This is a genomic window from Pseudomonas segetis (assembly GCF_900188155.1).
In the GTDB taxonomy this organism is placed as follows: Bacteria; Pseudomonadota; Gammaproteobacteria; order Pseudomonadales; family Pseudomonadaceae; genus Aquipseudomonas; species Aquipseudomonas segetis.
In genome coordinates this window covers 121220-143242 of sequence record NZ_FZOG01000006.1, presented here as the reverse complement: position 1 = coordinate 143242, position 22023 = coordinate 121220, and the positions used below count along the sequence as shown (strand labels likewise).

The 22023-nt window shown below is 55.1% G+C and carries 23 protein-coding genes and 1 riboswitch; of the genes, 15 read left to right on the top strand and 8 right to left on the bottom strand.

Going from position 1 to position 22023, the window contains the following annotated elements:
* The first annotated feature begins 13 nt into the window (after positions 1-13).
* Positions 14-481: a chemotaxis protein CheW gene (locus tag CHB79_RS18030; RefSeq protein WP_089360913.1), complete on the top strand. Its 468-nt coding sequence runs from the start codon at positions 14-16 to the stop codon at positions 479-481.
* Between the two features lie 60 nt (positions 482-541).
* Here the strand turns inward: CHB79_RS18030 and CHB79_RS18025 are convergent, their stop codons facing one another.
* Positions 542-1261, bottom strand: coding sequence for a 16S rRNA (uracil(1498)-N(3))-methyltransferase (locus CHB79_RS18025; RefSeq protein ID WP_010485690.1), 720 nt, complete (start codon positions 1259-1261; stop codon positions 542-544).
* A gap of 328 nt (positions 1262-1589) precedes the next feature.
* Between CHB79_RS18025 and CHB79_RS21950 the strand changes: the two genes are divergently transcribed.
* The 10 genes from CHB79_RS21950 to CHB79_RS17970 all read left to right on the top strand — a co-directional run bounded on the left by CHB79_RS21950 (position 1590) and on the right by CHB79_RS17970 (position 11121).
* The gene (locus CHB79_RS21950; protein WP_141133438.1) at positions 1590-2093 is read left to right on the top strand and encodes a hypothetical protein; all 504 of its coding nucleotides are present in this window, start codon (positions 1590-1592) and stop codon (positions 2091-2093) included.
* 398 nt (positions 2094-2491) lie between these two features.
* The gene (gene imm40, locus CHB79_RS22445; RefSeq protein WP_089360911.1) at positions 2492-2821 is read left to right on the top strand and encodes an Imm40 family immunity protein; all 330 of its coding nucleotides are present in this window, start codon (positions 2492-2494) and stop codon (positions 2819-2821) included.
* A gap of 135 nt (positions 2822-2956) precedes the next feature.
* Positions 2957-3280, top strand: coding sequence for a hypothetical protein (locus CHB79_RS18010; RefSeq protein ID WP_089360910.1), 324 nt, complete (start codon positions 2957-2959; stop codon positions 3278-3280).
* A 176-nt stretch (positions 3281-3456) separates the two neighbouring features.
* Positions 3457-3990 carry a Tli1a family immunity protein gene (tli1a, locus tag CHB79_RS18005; protein WP_089360909.1) on the top strand — a complete coding sequence of 178 codons (534 nt, stop codon included), beginning with the start codon at positions 3457-3459 and terminating at the stop codon, positions 3988-3990.
* Positions 3991-4102: 112 nt separating this feature from the next.
* Positions 4103-4636 (top strand): Tli1a family immunity protein, encoded by a 534-nt coding sequence (gene tli1a / locus CHB79_RS18000; RefSeq protein ID WP_089360908.1) that lies wholly within the window; start codon positions 4103-4105, stop codon positions 4634-4636.
* A 170-nt stretch (positions 4637-4806) separates the two neighbouring features.
* Positions 4807-5969 (top strand): IS3 family transposase gene (locus tag CHB79_RS17995; protein WP_089360907.1). Its coding sequence is split into 2 segments (ribosomal slippage): positions 4807-5062 and positions 5062-5969, totalling 1164 coding nucleotides; the frame shifts between segments, so codons are not numbered across the junction.
* A gap of 701 nt (positions 5970-6670) precedes the next feature.
* The gene (locus tag CHB79_RS17985) at positions 6671-8095 is read left to right on the top strand and encodes a YfcC family protein (protein WP_217898872.1); all 1425 of its coding nucleotides are present in this window, start codon (positions 6671-6673) and stop codon (positions 8093-8095) included.
* Between the two features lie 20 nt (positions 8096-8115).
* Entirely contained in the window at positions 8116-9303 is a 1188-nt protein-coding gene (gene argE / locus CHB79_RS17980) for an acetylornithine deacetylase (protein ID WP_176443219.1), read from the top strand.
* 24 nt (positions 9304-9327) lie between these two features.
* Positions 9328-10152 carry a phytanoyl-CoA dioxygenase family protein gene (locus CHB79_RS17975; RefSeq protein WP_089360905.1) on the top strand — a complete coding sequence of 275 codons (825 nt, stop codon included), beginning with the start codon at positions 9328-9330 and terminating at the stop codon, positions 10150-10152.
* 576 nt (positions 10153-10728) lie between these two features.
* Entirely contained in the window at positions 10729-11121 is a 393-nt protein-coding gene (locus CHB79_RS17970; RefSeq protein ID WP_010485705.1) for a DUF2846 domain-containing protein, read from the top strand.
* Between the two features lie 75 nt (positions 11122-11196).
* On the opposite strand, the gene CHB79_RS17965 is transcribed toward CHB79_RS17970, so the two are convergent.
* From CHB79_RS17965 to CHB79_RS17955, 3 genes are all read right to left on the bottom strand, one after another.
* Complete coding sequence (locus CHB79_RS17965; RefSeq protein ID WP_010485710.1) at positions 11197-11499, bottom strand: hypothetical protein; 303 nt, start codon at positions 11497-11499, stop codon at positions 11197-11199.
* Between the two features lie 289 nt (positions 11500-11788).
* Positions 11789-12475: a CatB-related O-acetyltransferase gene (locus tag CHB79_RS17960; RefSeq protein ID WP_089360904.1), complete on the bottom strand. Its 687-nt coding sequence runs from the start codon at positions 12473-12475 to the stop codon at positions 11789-11791.
* 58 nt (positions 12476-12533) lie between these two features.
* Positions 12534-13940 (bottom strand): adenosylmethionine--8-amino-7-oxononanoate transaminase, encoded by a 1407-nt coding sequence (locus CHB79_RS17955; protein WP_089360903.1) that lies wholly within the window; start codon positions 13938-13940, stop codon positions 12534-12536.
* 319 nt (positions 13941-14259) lie between these two features.
* Here CHB79_RS17955 and CHB79_RS17950 point away from each other — a divergent pair, with 319 nt between their 5' ends.
* Complete coding sequence (locus CHB79_RS17950) at positions 14260-14808, top strand: cytochrome b (RefSeq protein WP_089360902.1); 549 nt, start codon at positions 14260-14262, stop codon at positions 14806-14808.
* A 100-nt stretch (positions 14809-14908) separates the two neighbouring features.
* Positions 14909-15487 carry a YceI family protein gene (locus CHB79_RS17945; RefSeq protein WP_029529436.1) on the top strand — a complete coding sequence of 193 codons (579 nt, stop codon included), beginning with the start codon at positions 14909-14911 and terminating at the stop codon, positions 15485-15487.
* A gap of 131 nt (positions 15488-15618) precedes the next feature.
* Here CHB79_RS17945 and rhlE2 read toward each other — a convergent pair whose 3' ends face one another.
* The 3 genes from rhlE2 to CHB79_RS17930 all read right to left on the bottom strand — a co-directional run bounded on the left by rhlE2 (position 15619) and on the right by CHB79_RS17930 (position 20093).
* Entirely contained in the window at positions 15619-17487 is a 1869-nt protein-coding gene (gene rhlE2, locus CHB79_RS17940; RefSeq protein ID WP_089360901.1) for an RNA helicase RhlE2, read from the bottom strand.
* A 289-nt stretch (positions 17488-17776) separates the two neighbouring features.
* Complete coding sequence (metF, locus tag CHB79_RS17935; RefSeq protein ID WP_010485729.1) at positions 17777-18622, bottom strand: methylenetetrahydrofolate reductase [NAD(P)H]; 846 nt, start codon at positions 18620-18622, stop codon at positions 17777-17779.
* 61 nt (positions 18623-18683) lie between these two features.
* Positions 18684-20093, bottom strand: a complete 1410-nt coding sequence (locus CHB79_RS17930) for an adenosylhomocysteinase (protein ID WP_010485731.1) — start codon at positions 20091-20093, stop codon at positions 18684-18686.
* Between the two features lie 23 nt (positions 20094-20116).
* A riboswitch (S-adenosyl-L-homocysteine riboswitch) is annotated at positions 20117-20200 on the bottom strand.
* A 304-nt stretch (positions 20201-20504) separates the two neighbouring features.
* Here CHB79_RS17930 and CHB79_RS17925 point away from each other — a divergent pair.
* Both CHB79_RS17925 and CHB79_RS17920 read left to right on the top strand, forming a co-directional pair.
* Positions 20505-20891, top strand: a complete 387-nt coding sequence (locus CHB79_RS17925; RefSeq protein WP_089360900.1) for an MAPEG family protein — start codon at positions 20505-20507, stop codon at positions 20889-20891.
* A 153-nt stretch (positions 20892-21044) separates the two neighbouring features.
* Positions 21045-21494: a c-type cytochrome gene (locus CHB79_RS17920; protein ID WP_010485736.1), complete on the top strand. Its 450-nt coding sequence runs from the start codon at positions 21045-21047 to the stop codon at positions 21492-21494.
* Between the two features lie 100 nt (positions 21495-21594).
* On the opposite strand, the gene CHB79_RS17915 is transcribed toward CHB79_RS17920, so the two are convergent.
* The gene (locus tag CHB79_RS17915; RefSeq protein ID WP_089360899.1) at positions 21595-21996 is read right to left on the bottom strand and encodes a DUF1090 family protein; all 402 of its coding nucleotides are present in this window, start codon (positions 21994-21996) and stop codon (positions 21595-21597) included.
* Positions 21997-22023 lie beyond the last annotated feature (27 nt).

Sequence of the window (22023 nt, the reverse complement as noted above, 5' to 3'; positions counted from 1 at the left end):
TCAGGACATATCCATGAGCCAAACCATCGAAAACAGCGTCGCCAGCCTCACATGCCTGGCTATCCCGCTGGCAGACCGCACGCTGCTATTGCCTAACGTAGTGGTTGCCGAGTTGATTCCCTATCGCGCACCCCAAACCAGCGCAGGCATGCCAGCATGGTTCTTGGGGCAGATCAACTGGCGGGATCTGCGTCTGCCGCTGTTGTCATTCGAAGCGGCCAGTGACGGCCAGGCGCAAATCGGCGGCAACGCCCGGGTGGCTGTGATCAACGCATCCGGCGGCCGGGACAAGGTTAAGTTTATCGCCCTGCTGGTGCAGGGGATTCCGCGCTCGGTAAAGGTCGCCAACGACCTGGTGACAGTGCCCGGCGCCAGCCTGGCCCCGCTGGAGTTGGATGCGGTGCAAATTGGCGATGATGTGCTGAAGATCCCCGACCTGATTGCACTTGAGCAGTTACTGGAAGACGCAGGCCTGATCTAGGTTGAGTGGTCGTTGCAGGCGCCAGCGCAAGCTGGCGTTTTGCGTTGGGGCCGCTGCGGCTTAAAAATCGCCCCACAATTGCTGCGCCACACTCAGTGCCACCACAGGCGCCGTTTCAGTGCGCAATACCCGTGGACCTAAACGCGCCGCATGGAAGCCCTGGGCTTTAGCCTGCTCGACCTCGGCGTCATTCAAGCCGCCTTCAGGGCCGATCAGGAATGCCAGCGACTGGGGCTTGGCGTGGCTTTCCAGCGGTTCTGCAACCGGGTGCAGCACCAGTTTCAGCTGTGCATCTATCTGCGCCAGCCAGTCATTCAGGCTGATGGGTGGATGGATCAGCGGCACCACCGAGCGACCGCACTGCTCACAAGCGCTAATCGCCACTTGCCGCCAATGCGCCATGCGCTTGTCAGCACGTTCATCCTTGAGCCTGACTTCACACCGCTCGCTGACGATCGGGCTGATCTCGGTTGCACCCAGCTCCGTGGCTTTCTGGATCGCCCAATCCATTCGCTCGCCACGGGACAACCCCTGACCCAGATGAATGCTCAGCGGCGACTCCGGCTGACCTGCGATGCACTGGCGCAGCTCAACACTGACGGCCTTTTTGCCCACCTCGATCAACTCGCCAAGAAACTCATTGCCGCTGCCATCGAACAATTGCACCGCATCGCCAACGCCATGGCGCAGCACGCGGCTGATGTAATGAGCCTGCGCCTCAGGCAGCGCATGCTGGCCAATGGAGAGCGGGGCATCGATAAAAAAGCGAGATAGGCGCATGGGCAAACTATTAACTGAATGCAGGGACGCGCAGTTTAGCCTGTTTGACGCCCGTGTTGTGCGCAGGCACTAGTGCCGCTTTGAGCATCGCTACAGGTGCCTGAGGCCGTCGGCATAAGGGAAATAAAGTAAAGACCACGGTTTTTCGGCTAGGGTTTTGAACTAAACGTGGTCTGTCTCCTATTATTACTGATCCACGGGGAGTACCAGGCGCTCTCCGCTGGGATGTCCAATGAACAATGAATGGAAGCAAAGGCACCTATGAGCTGGTTGTGGATCCTAAGACTAATACAGTACTTCACTTTCTATTCAAGAGCGGGCAGTAGTCATGACGTATGCTGGCTTTAAATGTGATTTAAAGGAAGAGCCTCTTTCTGGGCGGTTGATCTATAGAGAGTCAGAATACTCAATAGATTTTGTTGACTGTTCTCGCGAAGAGATTGCCTTGAGGACCGGAGGGCAAGGATGCTGTTCTTTAGTCATTGGTACTCTTCAGATTGAAGTGGGCGTTGAGACAGGAAGGCTACTTTATCCATGGGGGTTATGCCCACTAATCAATTGCGAACCAAAGCATATGCCAATGAATCATATAGACTGTGGAAGTATATATATTGAATCTGCAGGTTTTGAGTTGGTTGCAGGTGTAGCAATTGAAATTCCCGGCTCGAACCTGTGGCAGATGTTTAAGGATATGGCTACGGGCTGGATCTGTATTGGTGATTACGATATGGGTGACAAGATACGCCTTGTCCAATTTTCAAAGAGTGCGATGATCTCACTTAGTGATGAGGTTGCCATTGCTGTATGGATTAGGCCTGAAGTAGAGCTATAAGTTAGTTTTGACGGTTCTGTTGGTGCAAAAGCAACTGCCTCTAAGACGTGGACTGTTGACCCGGCAATGCAAGCAGCAGACAAAGCATCTGGGGTTTTAGTTAAAGCGTAAATAGGGGACAGACCACGTTTTTCTAGCTGAGATTTTGAATTATACGTGGTCTGTCCCCTATTATTGATGATTAGTTGGTGCAAAAGTAAACTCCGTTGCAGGTGATTTCTTTAAATAGGGGGCAGACCACGTTTTCTGGGTGAGATTTTGGATTAAATGTATTGTTCAGAGATATACTGAAAATTCCAGGCGAGTATCGTGGAAAGCAAGGAGTGTTCGAGTTCATAAAGGAGCCGGATGGAACAGTTAATCATCGTCTGTTTAAGCCGAATCCGGGGCAGTGAGCTATGAGTGTTATATGGTCAGAGCAGATTGACTCCATCCTAAGCTGTGGGGTTTCTCTGAGTTGTGTGGGAGTAAAGAACTGGGCCTTGGAGCGTGATGAAGCCGTACGTGCCATTAACGAGCTTGAAGCTTTAGGATTCCCAGTGCTCGGAGGGGATGTATATCAACTGGTCGACGAGTCTCCCGAACAGACCTATGACAATTGGTATTGCGATCAAGAGCCTGGAGAGTTGGACTCTGCCTTCTTGAAAAGAAGTTCAGAGAAGGCAAGGAGCTATATAGGCAGTTATTCAATGAGTGGAGCCTTGTTTTCAATAGTGCCGAAGGTTTGATGGCCCAAAAGCAACTGTAAATAGGGGACAGACCACGTTTTTCTAGCTGAGATTTTGAATTATACGTGGTCTGTCCCCTATTATTGGTGCTCGTCTAAAAGAGATTGTATTTAAAAACTCACCGGGTGGAAATTGATGCGTAGTGATGATGATATCTACAATGACATTGGGGGTATTTTATTTGAAATTGCTCCCGGCGGAGCCTGTAAAATTATAATGCGCGCACAGTTATCCCAAGAGCTAGATAGCTGTGAGTATGACTACATTGATGAACAAGGTAACGTTGCTTGGTTCACGGCAGGCGGGCGAGCCAATACAGATATTTTAGACCTTTTAACAGAGCTTCGCAGTTGGTATGTTGAGAATAAACTTACAGGAGGGCTGCCAGCGTGGAGTGGCTGTGAGGTAACCTTGGACTTAGTTAAAGTTAAAATAAGTATAGACTTTATTTATCCTTGAAAATTAAGCGGCAGGTTTAGATGTAGAAGCTTAGGCTGAATATGGCGTAAATAGGGGGCAGACCACGTTTTTCTAGCTGGGATTTTGAATTATACGTGGTCTGTCCCCTATTGTTCCTCTATTGTTCTTGTTACGAAATCAGGGGTGATTCAGTTCATTGATGAAAGGAATATGAAATGAAAATAAAACTTTACCTCGTGGCGCTGGGCGCTTTGCTGCTTTCAGGCTGTAGCCAGCCAATGGCTCAGGCCGGTGTGCAGAGCGGAGGCGGCGGCACCATTGAGGCGATTAACCATACCAAATGGGCGATCAACCATTTCAGCGTCGACGGGCAGTCGGGCATTGACATTATCGGGCCGTATCAGGGCGGTGGTGGCGGTTGCTGTTATGGCGTGCCCTCGAAGTGGCAGCCGGGTATGACGGTAAGGATTGATTGGGAAACGGGTGTCGGAGATATGGACGGGTTTCCGGGTTTTGATAAACGGGATGAGTATTTAGCCTGGGAAAAGAAAATGAAGGCCCAGAATAAACAGCACAGTGCTGTTGTACCCGTGCCGGACTATACGGGGCAAAAGACCTGTGGGATCACGGTACATTTTATGCCCTGTGATGAAGTAAAGGTCACCACCAGCTGTGCAGATTACAGACGGCCGGGCTATCCGATCAAAGACCCGATTAAGATGACGGAGCCGAAAGTCTGTCCGCAGTAATACCCACGCTGACGTTGTAATTCCCTTGTTTTGTAATGCTTAGCCATGCCTGTCTGGCAGTCACGGCTAAGCAAGACGCACGTTATCTGTTCATTGATTAAAGGAATATGAAATGAAAATAAAACTTTACCTCGTGGCGCTGGGCGCCTTGCTGCTGACAGGCTGTAGCCAGCCATCGGCCCAGGCAGGTGTGCAGAGCGGAGGTGGCGGCACCATTGAGGCGATTAACCATACCAAATGGGCCATTAACCATTTCAGCGTCGACGGGCAGTCGGGCATTGACGCTATTGGACCGTATCAGGGGGGCGGCGGTGGCTGCTGTTATGGCGTGCCCTCGAAGTGGCAACCGGGGATGACGGTGAAGGTTGATTGGGAAAGTGGTGAAGCGTCAACGAAAGGTTTTCCCGGGTTCGCAGACACTGCCAAGTACTTGGCCTGGGTAAAAAAAATGAGTGAAAACAACCGGCAGCATAGTGCGGTTGTACCCGTGCCGGACTATACGGGGCAAAAGACCTGTGGGGTCACGGTACATTTTATGCCCTGCGATAAAGTGAAAGTGACCACCAGCTGCGCGGATTATGGACGGCCGGGCTACCCGATCAAAGACCCGATTAAGATGACGGAGCCGAAAGTCTGTCCGAAATAATCACCGACCAGGCAGTAAATAGGGGACAGACCACGTTTTCTGGCTGAGATTTTGAATTAAACGTGGTCTGTCCCCTATTATTGCTATTATTATGCCTGCGGCTGAGTGCAGTGGTCTAATGAAACCGGACACCCATTTAGGCGAGAATACTCGTCAGAACGAGGTGTCATATGACCAAGCAACGCCGTACCTTTTCCCCTGAATTCAAACGCGAGGCTGCTGATCTCGTGCTCAAGCAAAACTACAGCTTCATCGAGGCCAGTCGCTCACTGGGTATTGGTGAGACAGCTCTGCGTCGTTGGGTCGATCAGCTCCAGCAAGAGCGAACAGGCGTGACGCCTAAAAGTAAGGCGCTGACTCCAGAGCAGCAAAAAATCCAAGAGCTGGAAGCTCGGATTGCTCGGCTCGAGCGAGAGAAATCGATATTAAAAAAGGCTACCGCGCTCTTGATGTCGGAAGATCTCGAGCGTTCGCGCTGATCCATCAGCTAAGCGCCCATGAACCTGTTGATTGTTTGTGCGAGGTGTTCGAAATCACCCGCTCGACTTACTACGCCCATCGCCTCAGGCGGCGTTCTCCGGGTGTTGAGAGAATTCGATTACGCAGTCGAGTCAACGAACTGTTCACCCAGAGTCGAAGCGCTGCTGGCAGCCGCAGTATCGTGTCGATGATGCAGGAAGATGGTGAGCAAATCGGGCGCTTCAAGGTGCGTGGCTTGATGCGGGAGTTGGGGTTGATCAGCAAGCAGCCGGGCTCGCATGCCTACAAAAAAGCAACGATTGAGCGACCTGACATTCCAAATACGCTGAATCGTGAGTTCAACGTTCCCGAGCCAAACAAAGTTTGGTGCGGTGACATCACCTACATCTGGGCGCAAGGGAAATGGCACTACTTGGCCGTGGTTATGGATCTCTATGCTCGCCGGATAGTGGGTTGGGCGTTGTCAGGAAACCCGGATGCTGACTTGGTCACCAGGGCGCTGGATATGGCCTATGAGCAACGCGGGAAGCCTCAAGGGCTGCTGTTTCATTCGGATCAGGGGTCGCAATATGGAAGTCGCCACTTCCGACAGCGCCTGTGGCGGTACCGCATCAGCCAGAGCATGAGTCGCCGGGGCAATTGCTACGATAACTCGCCGATGGAGCGTGTATTTCGAAGCTTGAAAACCGAGTGGATACCTTCAGTGGGTTATATGTCGGTTCAGCAGGCGCAACGGGACATCAGCCATTACTTGATGCATCGCTACAACTGGATACGGCCTCATTTATTCAATGGCGGGCTAGCGCCCGCTCAGGCTGAGCAGAAACTTAACGTCGTGTCTGGGATTAGTTGACCACTACAAGCCTCAGACTGTTGCGAATGGAAAAGGAGTTTCCAATGCCACGTCGAGTAAGACTACTGTTGCCTAGGATGTCTCTGCATCTGATTCAGAGGGGAAACAACCGCTCGGTTTGTTTCTATAACGATGAAGGCTATCAATTCTATCTAGAACATTTGGCACATCAGGCGCAAAAGCATGGCTGCGCAGTCCATGCTTGGTGCCTGCGATGTCGCCCCCATTTTTAGTGTTCGCCACAAATAGTGGCCAGGCCGCTGGGGCTTGCGTCTGCTCATCAAATGTATACTCATTTGTTTGTACCTGCTCCCGTAAGATCGATTAGCCATCATGTGATTCGTGATTAATGGCTTGACAGCGCTATGTCTGGCGGTAGTATCAAATTTCAATGTATATACAAAAATAAATATCCGCATTGAAAAGGATTCCATTCATGCAGGACATTACGCCGCTTCTTCCTTTCCGCGCACAGGTTATCTGCCCCCACCCTGATCAAACGCAGCTCTACAGTCTTGGTACTGCTTCAGCGCACTGCGCCGACGTAGGAATGCTCCCGGTAAGGCAGTCTTGGGGATTAATTCGGCATAACTGACCGGTCAATATGCCCAGGATTGGTGCAATCGGCTTGGTTTTGCAATTAACATAGCAAGCTAACAAATATGTGCCAGCAGAAATGGCCAACTCCACTGGTGATAACAATGTCAAATACCACCATGGCAAGCGATGTCAGCTTGAGATCACCCAGCCCAAAAGCGATTCCCCATGCTTTTGTCATTCTCTTTGTTCTGGCCGTACTCGCCGCGCTGATTACCTGGGTGATTCCCGGCGGTAGCTATGAACGCCTGGTCAATGAGCAAGGCCGCTCGGTGATTGTCGCCGGGACTTATCACTGGGTCGAGCATCAGGCCATTGGCCCTTTGGCTTTTTTCAACGCTTTCTTCGAGGGCATGAAAAGCGGCTCGTCGATTATTTTCTTCCTGCTTATTGTCGGTGGCACCTTTGGCGTCATGCGTCGTAGCCAGGCGCTGGAGGGGCTGGTCAATTTGTTGCTGTCGCGCCTTGCTGGCCGTGAAATCCTGATCATCCCCTTGATGATGACCTTCTTTGCACTGTGCTCCGCTACCTACGGCATGATCGAAGGCAGTATCGTCTACATCTTCATTCTCCTGCCGCTGGCCAGGCGTGCCGGTTACGATGCCGTGGTCGCTGCTGCAATTCCCCTTATTGGCACGGCCATTGGCTATACCGGTTCATTTCTCAACCCGTTCAATGTTGGTGTCGCACAATCGATTGCCGAGCTGCCGCTGTTCTCCGGCATGGGCTACCGCATGTTTTGCTGGCTGTTGTTCGTTGCCCTCAGCGCGGGCTATGTCATGTTCTATGCGCAACGGGTCAAGCGTGACCCGAGCCGGAGTGTAATTGCCGATCTGGCCGTGCCCGAGCAAGGCGTGAGCCAGTCGGAGCTGGTGCAGCTTGAGCCCCGTCACCTGGGAATTCTGGCCGCCTTTGGCTTGGCCCTGGTGGTGATCATCATCGGGGTCAGCAGTTGGGGGTGGTACCTCAAGGAAATGGCCGGGATATTCCTGATCCTTGGCATCGTCAGCGGCATCATTGCCCGCATGCCAGCGAATGACATTGCCCAGACCTTTTCGGAGGGCTGCAAGGATATGGTCGATGGCGCCCTGGCCGTGGGCATGGCCTTCACTATCGTGGTAATCGTGCAACAGAGCATGACCATCGACACCATCATCCACAGCTTGGTATCCGTTGTCGGCAACAGCTCTTCGAACCTGGCGGCACTGGGGATGTATGCATCCCAGAGCCTGATGAATTTCGTGGTTACCTCCGGCAGCGGCCAGGCCGCGCTGACCATGCCGATCATGACGCCGCTCGCTGATCTTGCCGGGGTGGATCGCCAGGTCGCTGTGCTGGCCTTTCAATTTGGTGACGGTATCTCCAATGCCTTCACTCCGACCGCAGGCTGGTTGATCGCAGGTCTCACCATTGCCGGCGTGCCGTGGGCGCGCTGGATGCGTTTCATGCTGCCTTTGATTCTGATGCTCTACGCTCTTGGCGCTGTGCTGGTCGTCGTTGCCAACACCTTTATATGGACCGGAGCCTGATCGTGGCTGGAGAGCTGACAATGCAAGAACCCCTTTCGCGCGACGCGCTTGAGTTGATCGAGCGCTTGATCACCTTCGATACCACCAGCTCACGTAGCAACCTGGAGTTGATCAACTTTGTTGCGCAGTGGCTGCAATCACACGATATTGCGGTGACCTTGATCCATGACGCCGATGGCAACAAGGCCAACCTGATTGCCGAGTTCGGCCCCAAGGATGCGCCTGCCATACTGGTTTCCGGGCATAGCGATGTGGTTCCGGCTGACCCGGCTGACTGGAGTGTTACGCAACCCTTTGTGCCTCGTCGCCATCAAGGCCGACTCTACGGACGGGGTAGTGCGGACATGAAAGGTTTTATCGGCATCGCCTTGAACAGCCTGGTCAAAGCCAGGCATCGCCTGCAGCGCAATGCAGTGGTGCTGGCCCTTTCATTCGATGAAGAGCTTGGCTGCCTGGGTGCGCCCTTGATGTTGCCGCACCTGCGCCTTCAGGAGCACCGCTTGCGTGGCGCCATTATTGGCGAGCCAACCCCGATGCGTATCGGCAATGCGCACAAGGGGCATGTTGCCATGCGCGCCACTGTCCATGGTGTTGGCGGGCATTCTGGATATCCAGAACGTGGGGTCAATGCCATTGACGTCGCGGCGGGGCTGGTTCTGGAGATTCGTCGCCTGGCCGAGGAAAAGCGCCTGAACACGCCACCGGATCACCGCTTCGATCCGCCGTGGTCGACGGTGCACACCGGCTTGATCCAGGGCGGCAGTGCCCTGAACAAGATTCCCGAGCGCTGCCAGCTGGACTTCGAGATGCGCACCCTGCCGGGGCAGGACAGTGAGGAGGTTCTCAGCCGTTTGTCCGCCGCCTATCCACAGGCCATGCCAACGCCGATTCAGGCGCTGGCCGAACAGGCGCGGCTGGAGCTCGAGTGTGTCGGCCAGTACCCCCAGCTCGACGAGCAGCGCCAGGGCTACATCAACTGGCTCGCGGCGCTGGCCCAGTGCGACAGCAATCCCGTGGCCCTTGGGTTTGGCTGTGAGGCGGGGCTTCTCGCCAGCCTGGGTATCCCGGCGCTTATCTGCGGGCCCGGCAGTATCCATCAGGCGCACTTGCCGGACGAATACATTGAGTTTGACCAACTTGAACGCTGCGAGGCGTTTTTCAGCCGTCTGATTGATGCGCTGGATGACGAATTGCCGACCTTTGAATGATGGCCCGACAAGGAGCTGCTTGCCATGCATACGACTGCTTCACTTGATGCACTTATCGACCAGGACACCATTGATGCCTTTCAGCGCGACGGCGCGATCTGTATTCGCGGCTTATTCGATCAGGCGTTAATCAGTGGGCTCGCCGCAGGCATCGAGCACAACCTGCGCAACCCCAGTCCCAGGGCCAAGGTTGCCAGCCAGCCAGATGACCCTGGCTGGTTCTTCGAGGACTTTTGCAACTGGCAGGAAAACCCCGCCTACCGCGACTTTATCTTCAATTCGCCCTTGGCCGAGGCAGGCCGCCGCTTGATGGGCAGCCAGCAGGTTCGGCTGTACCACGATCATTTGCTGGTCAAGGAGCCGGGGACCCGCCAGCGTACTCCATGGCACCAGGATCAGCCTTACTACAATGTCGAAGGCCAGCAGAACATCAGCATGTGGATGCCCATTGACCCGGTCTCGCGGGAAGCGACGCTGGAGTTCATTGCCGGCTCCCATAAAGGCCCCTGGCTGATGCCGCGTACCTTTCTTGATAACCAGGCCAAATGGTTTCCCGAAGGCTCGCTGGGCGAACTACCGGATATTGAGTCGCAGCGCGACAACTTCCCGATTCTTGGCTGGGCGCTGGAACCGGGCGATGCGGTGTTTTTCAATATGCTGACATTGCATGCCTCTGGCGGCGTCAGCGGGCAGAATCGCCGTCGGGCCTTCTCCGTGCGCCTGCTAGGTGACGACATGACCCACGCCCCGCGCACTTGGACAACCTCGCCACCTTTCCCAGGGTTGGATAAGGAATTGCCAGCTGGCGCAGCTATGGATCATCCGTTGTTTCCATTGATGAACAGCTGATGCGCACCAATGAGGTGGCGTGATCTTTCGGTCAATTTGGAGTGCTCAATTGCTGATCGGCACAAAGAGCTCGCCAGGCTCTGCAAACAGCAGATGTATCTGGGTTCAGTTCGGTCAATCGCTGGATTAATTAGCCATACCCAATAGCAGTTCCTTTTGGGTTGTGGCTCTTGTTTCTGTCGCTGAAAACTGTGGCCTGACTTTTTGATGGCTCTCGTGCAGTAGGGCAAAACCCCTGTCACATATCCATCAATTCGCCTGTAGCAAAGCTTCCGCTTCGTGCTAATGTCGCGCGCACAATCTGAATGATGGCGTTTTGCCTTTATTTGGCTTGTGCATCGTGCTGTCTGCTACTGATTGGCGCACCATGCCCACCCTCCAAGAGTTCTCACGCCGCACGCCGACAAGGCGGGTCAGCGGTTTTGCTGAGAGGCTGAGGTGATAGCAACTCTTAACATAACGATAATGGCGCACGTAGCCAGGGAGCTAAAAATGACTGCGAAAATAATTAAAATACTTTCACTTGTGTGCATGAGCCTTCTTTATGGATGTGCCTCGACGCCTTCACCAGACAAGATGCAAGCAGAGCTGGCTGGGTACACATTGCCGAAAGAGGCGGTTGCCGATAAAGGGCTGCTTTATATTGTCCGCCCTAGCTTGGCTGGGGGGCTGGTACGTTTTAACGTGTTTCTTGATGATCAGGAGTCAGACTCCGAAATGGGATATACACGTGCCAATGAGTACATCTATTTCTATGTTGAGCCTGGTCAGCACACACTAAGCTCGAAGGCTGAAAACTGGGCCGAGTTGGTCGTGAATGTCAAAGCAGGTGAAATCCAGTATGTTAAACAAAATGTCGAAGTAGGCTTTTTAATGGCACGAAACAGCTTGGTTTCTCTCAGTGAGTTAGAGGGCCGCTATTTGGTAAAAGATGCCTCTTTGGGAACCGTGATTAAAGAAGCCAAGTAACGCAGTGTCGGGCTGTTCCTGTTTATCCATCCGGTAGAAAGAGACAGCCCTTGATCTCATTTGATCACTCCAGCGTCAGACTTCAATCGACTCGAAACCGCGTGGAAGTCGATCATTAGGTCGAAGGTCATGGCACATGACCGCCCATTCGTATTTCCAGTCGAATGTTGAACTCGGTACAGTTTTTTTCTTGGGTTGTTTCTTTGCCGGCTTCTTGGCCTTTTTCTTGGGTTTCGCGGCTCCAGCAATGTCCTGCATTACATGCGAGCCAAGGCAGGTTTTACAGGTCACTTTGTTTGCTTTGCTGGTGGAATCCAAATTGTCGTTGTCTCGACCGCATGCAACTTGACCATCGGTTGTTTCGTAGTGCATTACCATAGCGAGAACCTCTAGATTCAGCATTGTTCTTATTAGGACTTGGGGTCAGAGGTAAAATTCAGAAAATTGCATCTCAATTGTGGGCTCAGGCAGTATAGCTCGGTGTCGAACTCCTGATTAAAAGGCACCGACGCCGGTGATACCGGCTCTTTCGGGGGCTGGAAATAAACGCCTTCGGGCCATCAGCGCTCGCGAGTACCGGCCAGAAAGACTAATGCCTCACGCGGTTGATGCAAGCGGCTGCCTCAGGGGTTGGGCTCTGCAAAAGGGTCGAGTATTAAACAAAAACTCAAGGTGCTGGTTTGCGGCTGCGGGCGTACTCAAGGAACCCTGCCGTATCTTCAGAGCACAGGCGCTCGACAACGCTGGCGACTTCTTCTTGTGGCCAGTTCCACCACTCGCTGGCTAACAGTGCTTCACGGGTTTGCTCATCAAAACGCCAGCCAATTACTCGAGCGGGATTGCCCGCGACAATCGAAAAGGGTGCGACATCCTTGCAAACCAGCGCCCCGGCCGCCACCACAGCTCCATGGCCGATGGTGACGCCGGATAAAATCGTGCTGTTGGCGCACAACCAGACATCGCTGCCGATAAGCACATCGCCTCGTGATTCTTCGTAATCCTTGATATGGCGGGCTTGTTTCAACATGGCTGGGAAAGGGTAGGTGCTCACCCAGTCGGTGCGGTGGTTGCCCCCAAGCAGGATCAAGACGCCCTTGGCAATTGAGCAGTAGGCGCCAATTTTCAGGGTCGTGCCTTCGTGTATGAACTTCACGTCAGGCACGCCATAGCTGCCGGTGCCATATTTAAAGTGCGGGTAACGGCGCTTGAACAGGTATTGGCCTCGATCAAACTCAGGCACAGCCTTGAGTGCCCGCTTGAGCCGTTTTCTCTTTGCCCCAGGGCTGGCAACACCGACATACAGCACCACAATTATCAGCGCGCTGGCCGATAGGGCTAATGACACCCACTCCATCTTTCGTTCTCCATTTCCATATTTGGCATTAGCAGCCTGAAATTCACACCTGAATCGCTTAGCCCGGATCACGAAAGCCGGGATAGTTGCTATTGCCCTGGGCCACGCTGACCGAGGTGCGGGTGGCAATATCAATCCCTTCGCTCGCCACTTCTGCGAGAAAGTCGATCTGCTCCGGGGTGATTACATACGGCGGCAGGAAGTACACAACGCTGCCCAGTGGACGCAGCAATGCGCCGCGTTCCAGGGCGTGCTGGTAGACTTTCAGGCCGCGCCGTTCCTGCCAGGGGTACGGGGTCTTGCTGCCTTTGTCAGCGACCATTTCGATTGCCAGGGCCATGCCGGTCTGACGGACTTCGGCAACGTTTGGGTGGTCTGCCAGATGAGCAGTCGCATCGCCCATGCGTTGGCTCAGTGCACGGTTGGCTTCGATGACATTGTCCTGCTCGAAGATATCCAGTGTCGCCAACGCCGCAGCGCACGCCAGCGGGTTGCCTGTGTAGCTATGGGAGTGCAGAAACGCGCGCAAGGTGGAATAGTCGTCGTAGAAGGCTTGATAAATGGTGTCGGTGGTCAGGCAGGCGGCCAGCGGTAGATAGCCGCCTGTCAGTGCTTTGGACAGGCATAGAAAATCCGGGCGAATCCCAGCCTGCTCGCAGGCAAACATGGTGCCGGTGCGACCAAAGCCAACGGCTATCTCATCCAGGATCAGGTGCACGCCATAACGGTCACAGGCCTCTCGCAGCAGCGTCAGGTAGACCGGGTGATACATGCGCATACCGCCCGCGCCCTGGATCAGCGGCTCGACGATGACGGCTGAAACCTCGTGATGATGCTCGGCGAGGGCTTGCTCCATATGGGTGAACATCAGGCGCGAATGTTCTTCCCAACTGACGCCTTTCGGACGGTTGTAGCAGTCCGGGCTGGGGACTTTGATCGTGTCGAGCAGCAGGGCTTTATAGGTGTCGGTGAACAGGGCGACATCCCCGACCGACATGGCTGCGACGGTTTCGCCGTGGTAGCTGTTGCTCAGGGTGATGAAGCGCTTCTTCGCAGGTTGGCCGATATTGAGCCAGTAATGAAAGCTCATCTTCAGGGCGATTTCGATGCACGACGAGCCGTTGTCGGCGTAAAACACCCGGTCGAGCCCGTCCGGTGTCAGCTTGACCAGGCGCTCGGATAATTCAATGACGGGTTGGTGGCTGCACCCGGCGAGGATCACATGCTCAAGTTGGTCGACCTGATCCTTGATGCGTTGATTGATTCGCGGGTTGCAGTGGCCAAAGACATTGACCCACCAGGAGCTGACCGCATCAAGGTAGCGCTTGCCATCGAAGTCTTCGAGCCATACGCCTTCGCCGCGCTTGATCGGTACAAGGGGCAGTTGCTCGTGGTCTTTCATCTGCGTGCAAGGATGCCAAACTACGGCGAGGTCGCGTTGCATCCATTGATCGTTCAGGCTCATTGGGTTCTCCAAATCTTTAGGCACAGCCTACCAGATGGCAATGCCGGGCTTGGGCTCAATTGATGATTGGGTTTCAAGCCGCCAGGCTTGGCGAGCCGATGAGACGGACGCCCCTGATGCCCTGGTCACTGCGCAGCCTTGTTGTAACGCAGGCCGGTCATTAGGCTCTAGATTCACAGAGGTTCAGTGTGAAAACAGCGGGGCATGATTAGCTATCGTATTTCCCGATATTTCAAAGCGAAAATTTACGCTTTATATCGATAGTTTTGTTGCTAATCTTGGCCCAACTTAAATAGTCATGGTTTTGTGGAACATATTGATGCAGTGGCGCAACTCTTCATCACGTTATGGCGTGATCAGTATTTTGATGCATTGGCTGGTGGCAGTGACGGTATTTGGTTTGTTCGGCCTCGGCTTCTGGATGGTCGACCTTGATTACTACAGCAGCGTTTACACCGTTGCTCCGATGGTCCACAAAAGTATCGGTATTTTGCTGTTTGTCGCCATGCTTCTGCGGCTGACCTGGCGCTGGATCAGCCCGCCACCGGGGCATTTGCAAAGCCATGGCCGCATGACGCAGTTGGCCACCACATGGGGCCACGCGTTTTTGTATATCGGCTTGTTTGTGCTGATGATCGCCGGCTACCTGATTTCAACCGCGGATGGCCGTGGTATCAGCGTTTTTGGTTGGTTCGAAGTGCCGGCGACCTTGACCAGCATTCCTGATCAAGAGGACTGGGCCGGGTTGGTCCACGAATATCTGGCCTGGGCCATCGTCATATTTGCCGGTCTGCACGGCTTGGCGGCGCTCAAGCACCACTTTATTGACCGTGACAGCACGCTGAAACGCATGCTCGGTCGCGAATAAATTCAGAGGTTCCTTAGTTGTTGAATCGCGCGGCCTGCTCCGCGCATCCCTGAAACCTTGCACCATGATTTTTGCAAGATCACTTTGAAAGGACGATTCCATGTTGAAAAAAACGCTTGCTGCACTTGCACTAGGTACTGCTTTGATCGGCGCGGGTCAGGCTTCTGCTGCCGATTACGTGATCGACACCAAAGGCCAGCACGCCTTTGTTAACTTCAAGATCAACCACTTGGGCTACAGCTGGCTGTACGGCACCTTTAAAGAGTTCGATGGCAGCTTCAGCTACGACGCCAAAGCGCCAGAAGCCAGCAAAGTTAAAGTAACCCTCAAGACCGAAAGCGTTGATACCAACCACGCCGAGCGCGATAAGCACATCCGCAGCGGCGATTTCCTCAACGTCAGCAAAAACCCGACTGCCACCTTCGAGTCGACCTCGGTTAAATCGACTGGCGATGGCACTGCCGACGTGACCGGCAACCTGACCCTCAATGGCGTGACCAAGCCTGTTGTCGTCAAGGCCAAGTTCGTGGGTGAAGGTGATGATCCATGGGGCGGCTACCGCGCGGGTTTTGAAGGCACCACCACGATCAAGATGAAAGACTTCAACATCGAAAAAGACCTGGGCCCTGCTTCGCAAGAAGTTGAGCTGATCATTTCGTTCGAAGGTGTTCGTCAGTAATTACTGGCTGCCCATAAAAAACGCCGGCCTAGTGCCGGCGTTTTTTATGGGCGACGCATCTGCAGTTCGTGACCTGCAGATACAACAACGCCAGCACTCGGCTGGCGTTGTTGGGTGCAGCCAATGCCGGGTTACTCGTCGCGGTTACGCGTTAGCAGGGCTGGCTTTTCGCCGCGTGGGCGGCTGCTTGGTAGCTGATCGAGTTGTTCCGGGGTCGGGAACCGATCAAGGCGCGAGCTTTTATGCATGATGACAGGTTGTTTCTCTGTCGCCTTGCTTGCACTTCTCTCGCTACGTGGCAGTTCGTCACGATTGAGTGAGGTGCTGCGTTCACGGTCGCGTGGCGGACGCGAACGATTGGCGCCAGAGCCATTGCGTCCCTGGCCTGCCTGGCGCTTGCCTTGGCCGCTACCGCGTGGCTTTTGAGCGCCGTCAGCGCTGCCATTGTTGCGTGGGCCGCGGCCCTGGCTGCGTGGTTGACCTACTGGCTGTGCTGCGGCGGCTGCCGGGCGACGGCCACGGTTCTGCGGCTTGCTCTGGTTCGGGCTGACGTAGTCTACACGGTTACCAAAGTTATCAATTTCGTCGTCGCGGAACTCGTCAGGAGCCCGGTCGGGAGGCAATACAGGAATGGCCGCTACTGCCGGGCGATTGCTGCGTTCACCTTGCGGCCTAGGCTTGCGCCCACGGCCATCACGGCTGCCAGCAGGCTTGGCTGCACGACCGGTGTCCTTGCCCTTGTCTTTGCGTCCGCCACCATGACGCTCGCCATCCGGTGTGGCCGGGCGCGGGGCACGCTGTTGGCGCGGTTGACGTGGTTCGCGGACTTCTGGGCGCTCAGCTTCAACAGTGCTGGGGTCGAAGCCCATCATGTCGCCATCGGCAATCTTCTGCTTGGTCATGCGTTCGATGCCGCGCAGCAGCTTTTCTTCGTCTGGCGCTACCAGCGAGATCGCTTCACCGCTGCGACCCGCACGGCCAGTGCGGCCAATGCGATGCACGTAATCTTCTTCAACGTTAGGCAGTTCGAAGTTGACCACGTGCGGCAGTTGGTCGATATCCAGGCCGCGAGCGGCGATATCCGTGGCAACCAGAATGCGGACCTTGTTGGCCTTGAAGTCAGCCAAAGCCTTGGTGCGAGCGTTCTGGCTCTTGTTGCCGTGAATCGCAACTGCGGGCAGGCCGCGCTTGTCGAGGTATTCGGCCAGGCGGTTGGCGCCATGTTTGGTGCGGGTAAAGACCAGCACTTGTTCCCAGGCACCGGCGGTTACCAGGTGAGCCAGCAGTGCGCGCTTGTGGCTGGCCTGCAGGCGGAATACGCGCTGCTCGATACGCTCTACCGTGGTGTTCGGCGGCGTGACCTCAATGCGCTCGGGGTTGTGCAGCAACTTGCCTGCAAGGTCGGTAATGTCCTTGGAGAATGTTGCCGAGAACAACAGGTTCTGGCGCTTGGCCGGAAGGCGGGCCAGGACCTTTTTGACGTCATGGATAAAGCCCATGTCGAGCATGCGGTCGGCTTCGTCGAGCACCAGGATCTCGACGTGCGACAGGTCTATGCTGCCTTGGCCGGCAAGGTCGAGCAGGCGGCCGGGGCAGGCGACGAGAACGTCAACGCCCTTGGCCAGTGCCTGGACCTGTGGGTTCATGCCAACGCCGCCAAAGATGCAGGCGCTGACGAATTTCAAATCGCGGGCATACAGCTTGAAGCTGTCATGCACCTGGGCGGCCAGTTCACGGGTTGGTGTCAGCACCAGTACGCGTGGTTGTTTCGGGCCGTGACGTTGTTCGCGGTCCGGGTGACCGTTGGGGAACAAGCGCTCAAGGATTGGTAGGGCGAAACCGCCTGTTTTACCCGTGCCAGTCTGTGCCGCTACCATCAGGTCGCGACCTTGCAACGCGGCGGGAATAGCCCGCTGTTGCACCGGAGTTGGCTGGGTGTAGCCGGCGGACTCGACCGCACGAACCAAAGCCTCGGAGAGACCGAGGGAAGCAAAGGACATGTGAAATCCTGTCTAGTGAGGGCGTAGCCCTATGGTGTATTGCCTGGCTTGAATCGCACGTGGGGCGCGCAATCCCGTCCGGTACTGCTGCCTCTGGGAGGGGCTAGCATCCGGGCGCAAGCCTGGCGGGAAGTCCCGAGTATAACAGAGCTTGGCCGTTGCGCAGTAGTTGCCTGCTTAATGGCGCTGAAATTGCTGCATACAGGGGTATTTATAGCACTGCCTTGGGCCTGCGGCAGAGCACAGGGCCAAGGCTTCAATCTGTGTAACAACGGCCTTGAAGCATTGGTCAGCGCGGCAGCTTCAGGTTGTTCCAGATCGCCAGGCTAGGCTCGGACTGGTTCAGCGTATAGAAGTGCAGACCTGGCGCACCACCTTGCAGCAGTTGCTCGCACATTTCTGTAATCACTTGCTGGCCGAAAGCCTGGATGCTGTCGATGTCATCGCCGTAGGCTTCCAGTTGCTTGCGCACCCAGCGTGGGATCTCGGCGCCACAGGCATCCGAAAAACGCGCCAGCTTGCTGTAGTTGGTGATTGGCATGATACCCGGCACAATCGGAATCTCGATGCCCATCTTGCGCACGCGCTCGACGAAGTAGAAGTAGCTGTCGGCATTGAAGAAGTACTGGGTAATGGCGCTGTCGGCACCGGCTTTGGCCTTGCGCACGAAGTTGGCCAGGTCATCTTCAAAGTTGCGTGCTTGCGGATGCATTTCCGGGTATGCAGCAATTTCGATGTGGAAGTGATCACCTGTTTCTTCGCGGATAAAGCCGACCAGTTCATTGGCATAGCGCAACTCGCCACTGGCCATCCCCATCCCTGACGGCAAGTCACCACGCAGGGCGACGATGCGCTTGATGCCGTTGCTCTTGTAGAGGTCCAGCAGTTCGCGCAGCTCGGCCTTGCTGTCACCGACACAGGAAAGGTGTGGCGCGGTCGAAACCTTGACCTCGCCATCAAGCTGCAAGACGGTATTGACGGTGCGATCGCGGGTAGAGCCGCCTGCGCCATAGGTGCAGGAGAAAAAGTCCGGGTTGTAGGTTGCTAACTGGCGCGCGGTGGCCATCAGCTTTTCGTGTCCGGCTTCGGTTTTGGTCGGGAAAAACTCGAAGCTGAAACGGCGTTCTTGACTCATGACGATGTCCTTGTGAGCACTGGCCGCACAACTGTGTGCAGGCATGCGGCCAGTCGGCTACTTAGTAGCGGTAAGCATCCGGCTTGAAAGGGCCTTCAACGGTTACGCCGATGTAATCAGCTTGGGTTTGGGTCAGGCGAGTGACTACGCCGCCAAAGCCCTTGACCATTTCCAGTGCCACTTCTTCGTCGAGTTTCTTCGGCAAGACTTCAACCGTCAGGCGCTCAGCTTTTTGCTCGGCAGTCAGGTCGGCGTACTTTTGCGCGAACAGGAAGATCTGCGCCAGAACCTGGTTGGCGAACGAGCCATCCATGATGCGGCTTGGATGACCAGTGGCGTTACCCAGGTTGACCAGGCGACCTTCGGCCAGCAGGATCAGGTAGTCATCGTTGTGCGCGTCGAAGCTGCCAGTGCCGGTACGGTGGATCTTGTGTACCTGCGGTTTGACTTCTTCCCATGCCCAGTTCTTGCGCATGAAAGCGGTGTCGATTTCGTTGTCGAAGTGACCGATGTTGCAGACAACGGCACGCTTTTTCAGGGCCTTGAGCATGCCTGCGTCACACACATTGGCGTTGCCGGTGGTGGTCACGATCAGGTCGATCTTGCCCAGCAGGGCCTTGTCGATGCAAGCGTCGGTGCCGTCGTTGAGGCCGTCGATGTAGGGCGAAACCAGTTCGAAACCGTCCATGCAGGCTTGCATGGCACAGATTGGGTCGATCTCGGAGACCTTGACGATCATGCCTTCCTGGCGCAGCGACTGCGAGGAACCCTTGCCCACGTCACCGTAGCCAATTACCAGCGCTTGCTTGCCCGAGAGCAAGTGATCGGTACCGCGCTTGATGGCGTCGTTAAGGCTGTGACGGCAACCGTACTTGTTGTCGTTCTTGCTCTTGGTGACAGAGTCATTGACGTTGATTGCCGGGATTTTCAGCTCGCCCTTGGCCAGCATATCCAGCAGGCGGTGTACGCCAGTGGTGGTTTCTTCGGTCACACCGTGGATTTTATCCAGCATGGCCGGGTATTTCTTGTGCAGGATCTCGGTCAGGTCGCCACCGTCGTCGAGGATCATGTTGGCATCCCAAGGCTGGCCATCCTTGAGAATGGTCTGCTCGATGCACCACTCGTACTCTTCTTCTGTTTCGCCCTTCCAGGCAAATACCGGGATGCCAGCAGCGGCGATAGCAGCAGCGGCCTGGTCTTGAGTCGAGAAAATATTGCATGATGACCAGCGCACTTCTGCCCCCAGCGCCACCAGGGTTTCGATCAGCACAGCGGTCTGGATGGTCATGTGTATGCAGCCGATGATCTTGGCGCCTTTGAGCGGTTGCAGGCCAGCATATTTGCTGCGCAGGCCCATCAGGGCTGGCATTTCGGATTCAGCGATGATGGTTTCGCGGCGGCCCCAGGCAGCCAGGGAAATATCAGCCACTTTAAAATCGGTAAAACCTTCAGGCGTCATAACAGCGCTCATAAAATGAGTCTCCATTCGTTGTCTGCGAATGGGCGCCGTTGATGCGTATGGTTAACGCCCCATCCGAGCCTGACAGACCAGGGTCTGCTGCAGCGCCCCTCGGATGGGTGGCGGGCGTAACCGAAGCGGTGTCGGTCACGTGAAACCGGGCGATTATAGCGGGCCAGGCGGTTTTGCCCAAGGCTTTCTGTCGCCATGGGTGTAACACTGTGGTCGTCTTGGGCAATTACTTGGCAATTTTTGGGGGGTAAAGGTCTGAGCGGGTCGCGACGTCGCTCGCCTGTGTATTAGCCAACGGCAAATTAGCCGCATGATTGCCTGATTTGCCTTCAAGTTAGCGCTTCTGACAATGGACGATCAGAGCCCTGCAGCTCAAGCTGTAGGGCCTATCTGACTTACAGCGGAGCTGTTATGACCATTGCCTTCTGGTGCGTACTGATTGCGATCTTCCTGCCTTATGTGTCGACCGCGCTGGCCAAAGGCCTTAGCCAAGGCTTTACCCCGCGAAACAACCATGACCCGAGGGCCTATCTTGGCAGTGTTGAAGGCGTCGCCAGACGTGCCAACAATGCCCAGCTCAATGGTTTTGAAGTCACCCCGGCCTTTGCTGCTGCGGTGATCATCGCCCACATGGCCGGTGGCGCCCAGCAAAGCCTAATTGATCAGTTGGCGATTGCTTTTATCATCAGCCGGATCCTCTACACCGCCTGTTACCTTGCCGATCTTGCGCCCGTGCGTTCGCTCATGTGGTTTATCAATATGGGCCTGATTATCAGCTTGTTTGTGGTTGCGGCCTGAGCCTAAGGGGCTATGCGGCAGTTGGGCGACCAGGTATTTATGCGACAAATCCCGTGGCAGTCGCTGCGTGCGGCAAATTACCGCGCTTGGCCGGCGCGGTCGGAGCATGGATACTGTCGGGCTTGTTGAGCCTGATTGCGGCGCGAAGGTGTTATGAAGCTGAGAAATGTTTTACTTGTTCTGTTGGCCAGTCTGACCCTCGTCGCCTGTGGGGGTGTTGATCCCAATTCACCGCTGGGTCAGCGCCAGGCTATTTTCAAGCAGATGCTCAAGACCAGCGAAGACCTTGGCGGCATGATGCGTGGGCGTATCGTTTTTGACCAGCAGCGGTTTATTGAGGGGGCTGCCAAGCTGGATGCATTGTCGAAAACGCCATGGCAGCACTTTCCGCAGGTCAAGGAGCAAGATGCTACCAATGCCCGTGATGATGTCTGGAAGCGTCAGGCGCGGTTCAAGCAGTTAGCAGATGAGCTTGAGGCCAACACTGCTGCACTGGTGGTGGCAACCACTGCCAAGCCATTGAAAAGCACGGACCTTGTTGCGCCGGTGCAGGCTGTTGAAGACAGTTGCAAGGCCTGCCATCAGGAGTTCCGCAACCACTGAGGAGCCCCTGGAGCGGCTGCGCTGGCCCTTGGCTATTACTCCCGTTGCGCTTTGTCCTGTCTTCGCTCGCTTCCTTTTTTCAGAGCTTCCCAAGGCTTTACTAGCTGCGCGTAGATTGGGACTCCACTTGCTCAAGGGTTTTGCGGGCCTTGCTCAGTAGTTTCTGGCTTTCGGCGATGCTGTTGGCATCGCCCGCGCCGAGTGCTGCAACCAGGTTTTTCTTGCGGGCGCTGACCTTTAACTGGGCTTCGGACACTTCTGTGCCTTGGGTTGAGTGCAGGCCTAGTTTTGCGCACTGTGCTTCCAGCTTGCCCAGTTCTTGCTGGATATTCGCCAGCCGGGTTGCATCGCCGAGTTTGCCAACTTCTTCGGTTTTGTCTCTGAGTTCCTGGCGTTTACTGATGCAGTTTTTTAGCGGGTCGCTGGCTTGGGCCGTGATCACGGCATTGGTTAATAGTGCGGCGCCGCTGAGTAGGAAAATAAGTGTTGATCGCTTAAGCATGCTGTTCGCTCCGTTTTATTATTTTTG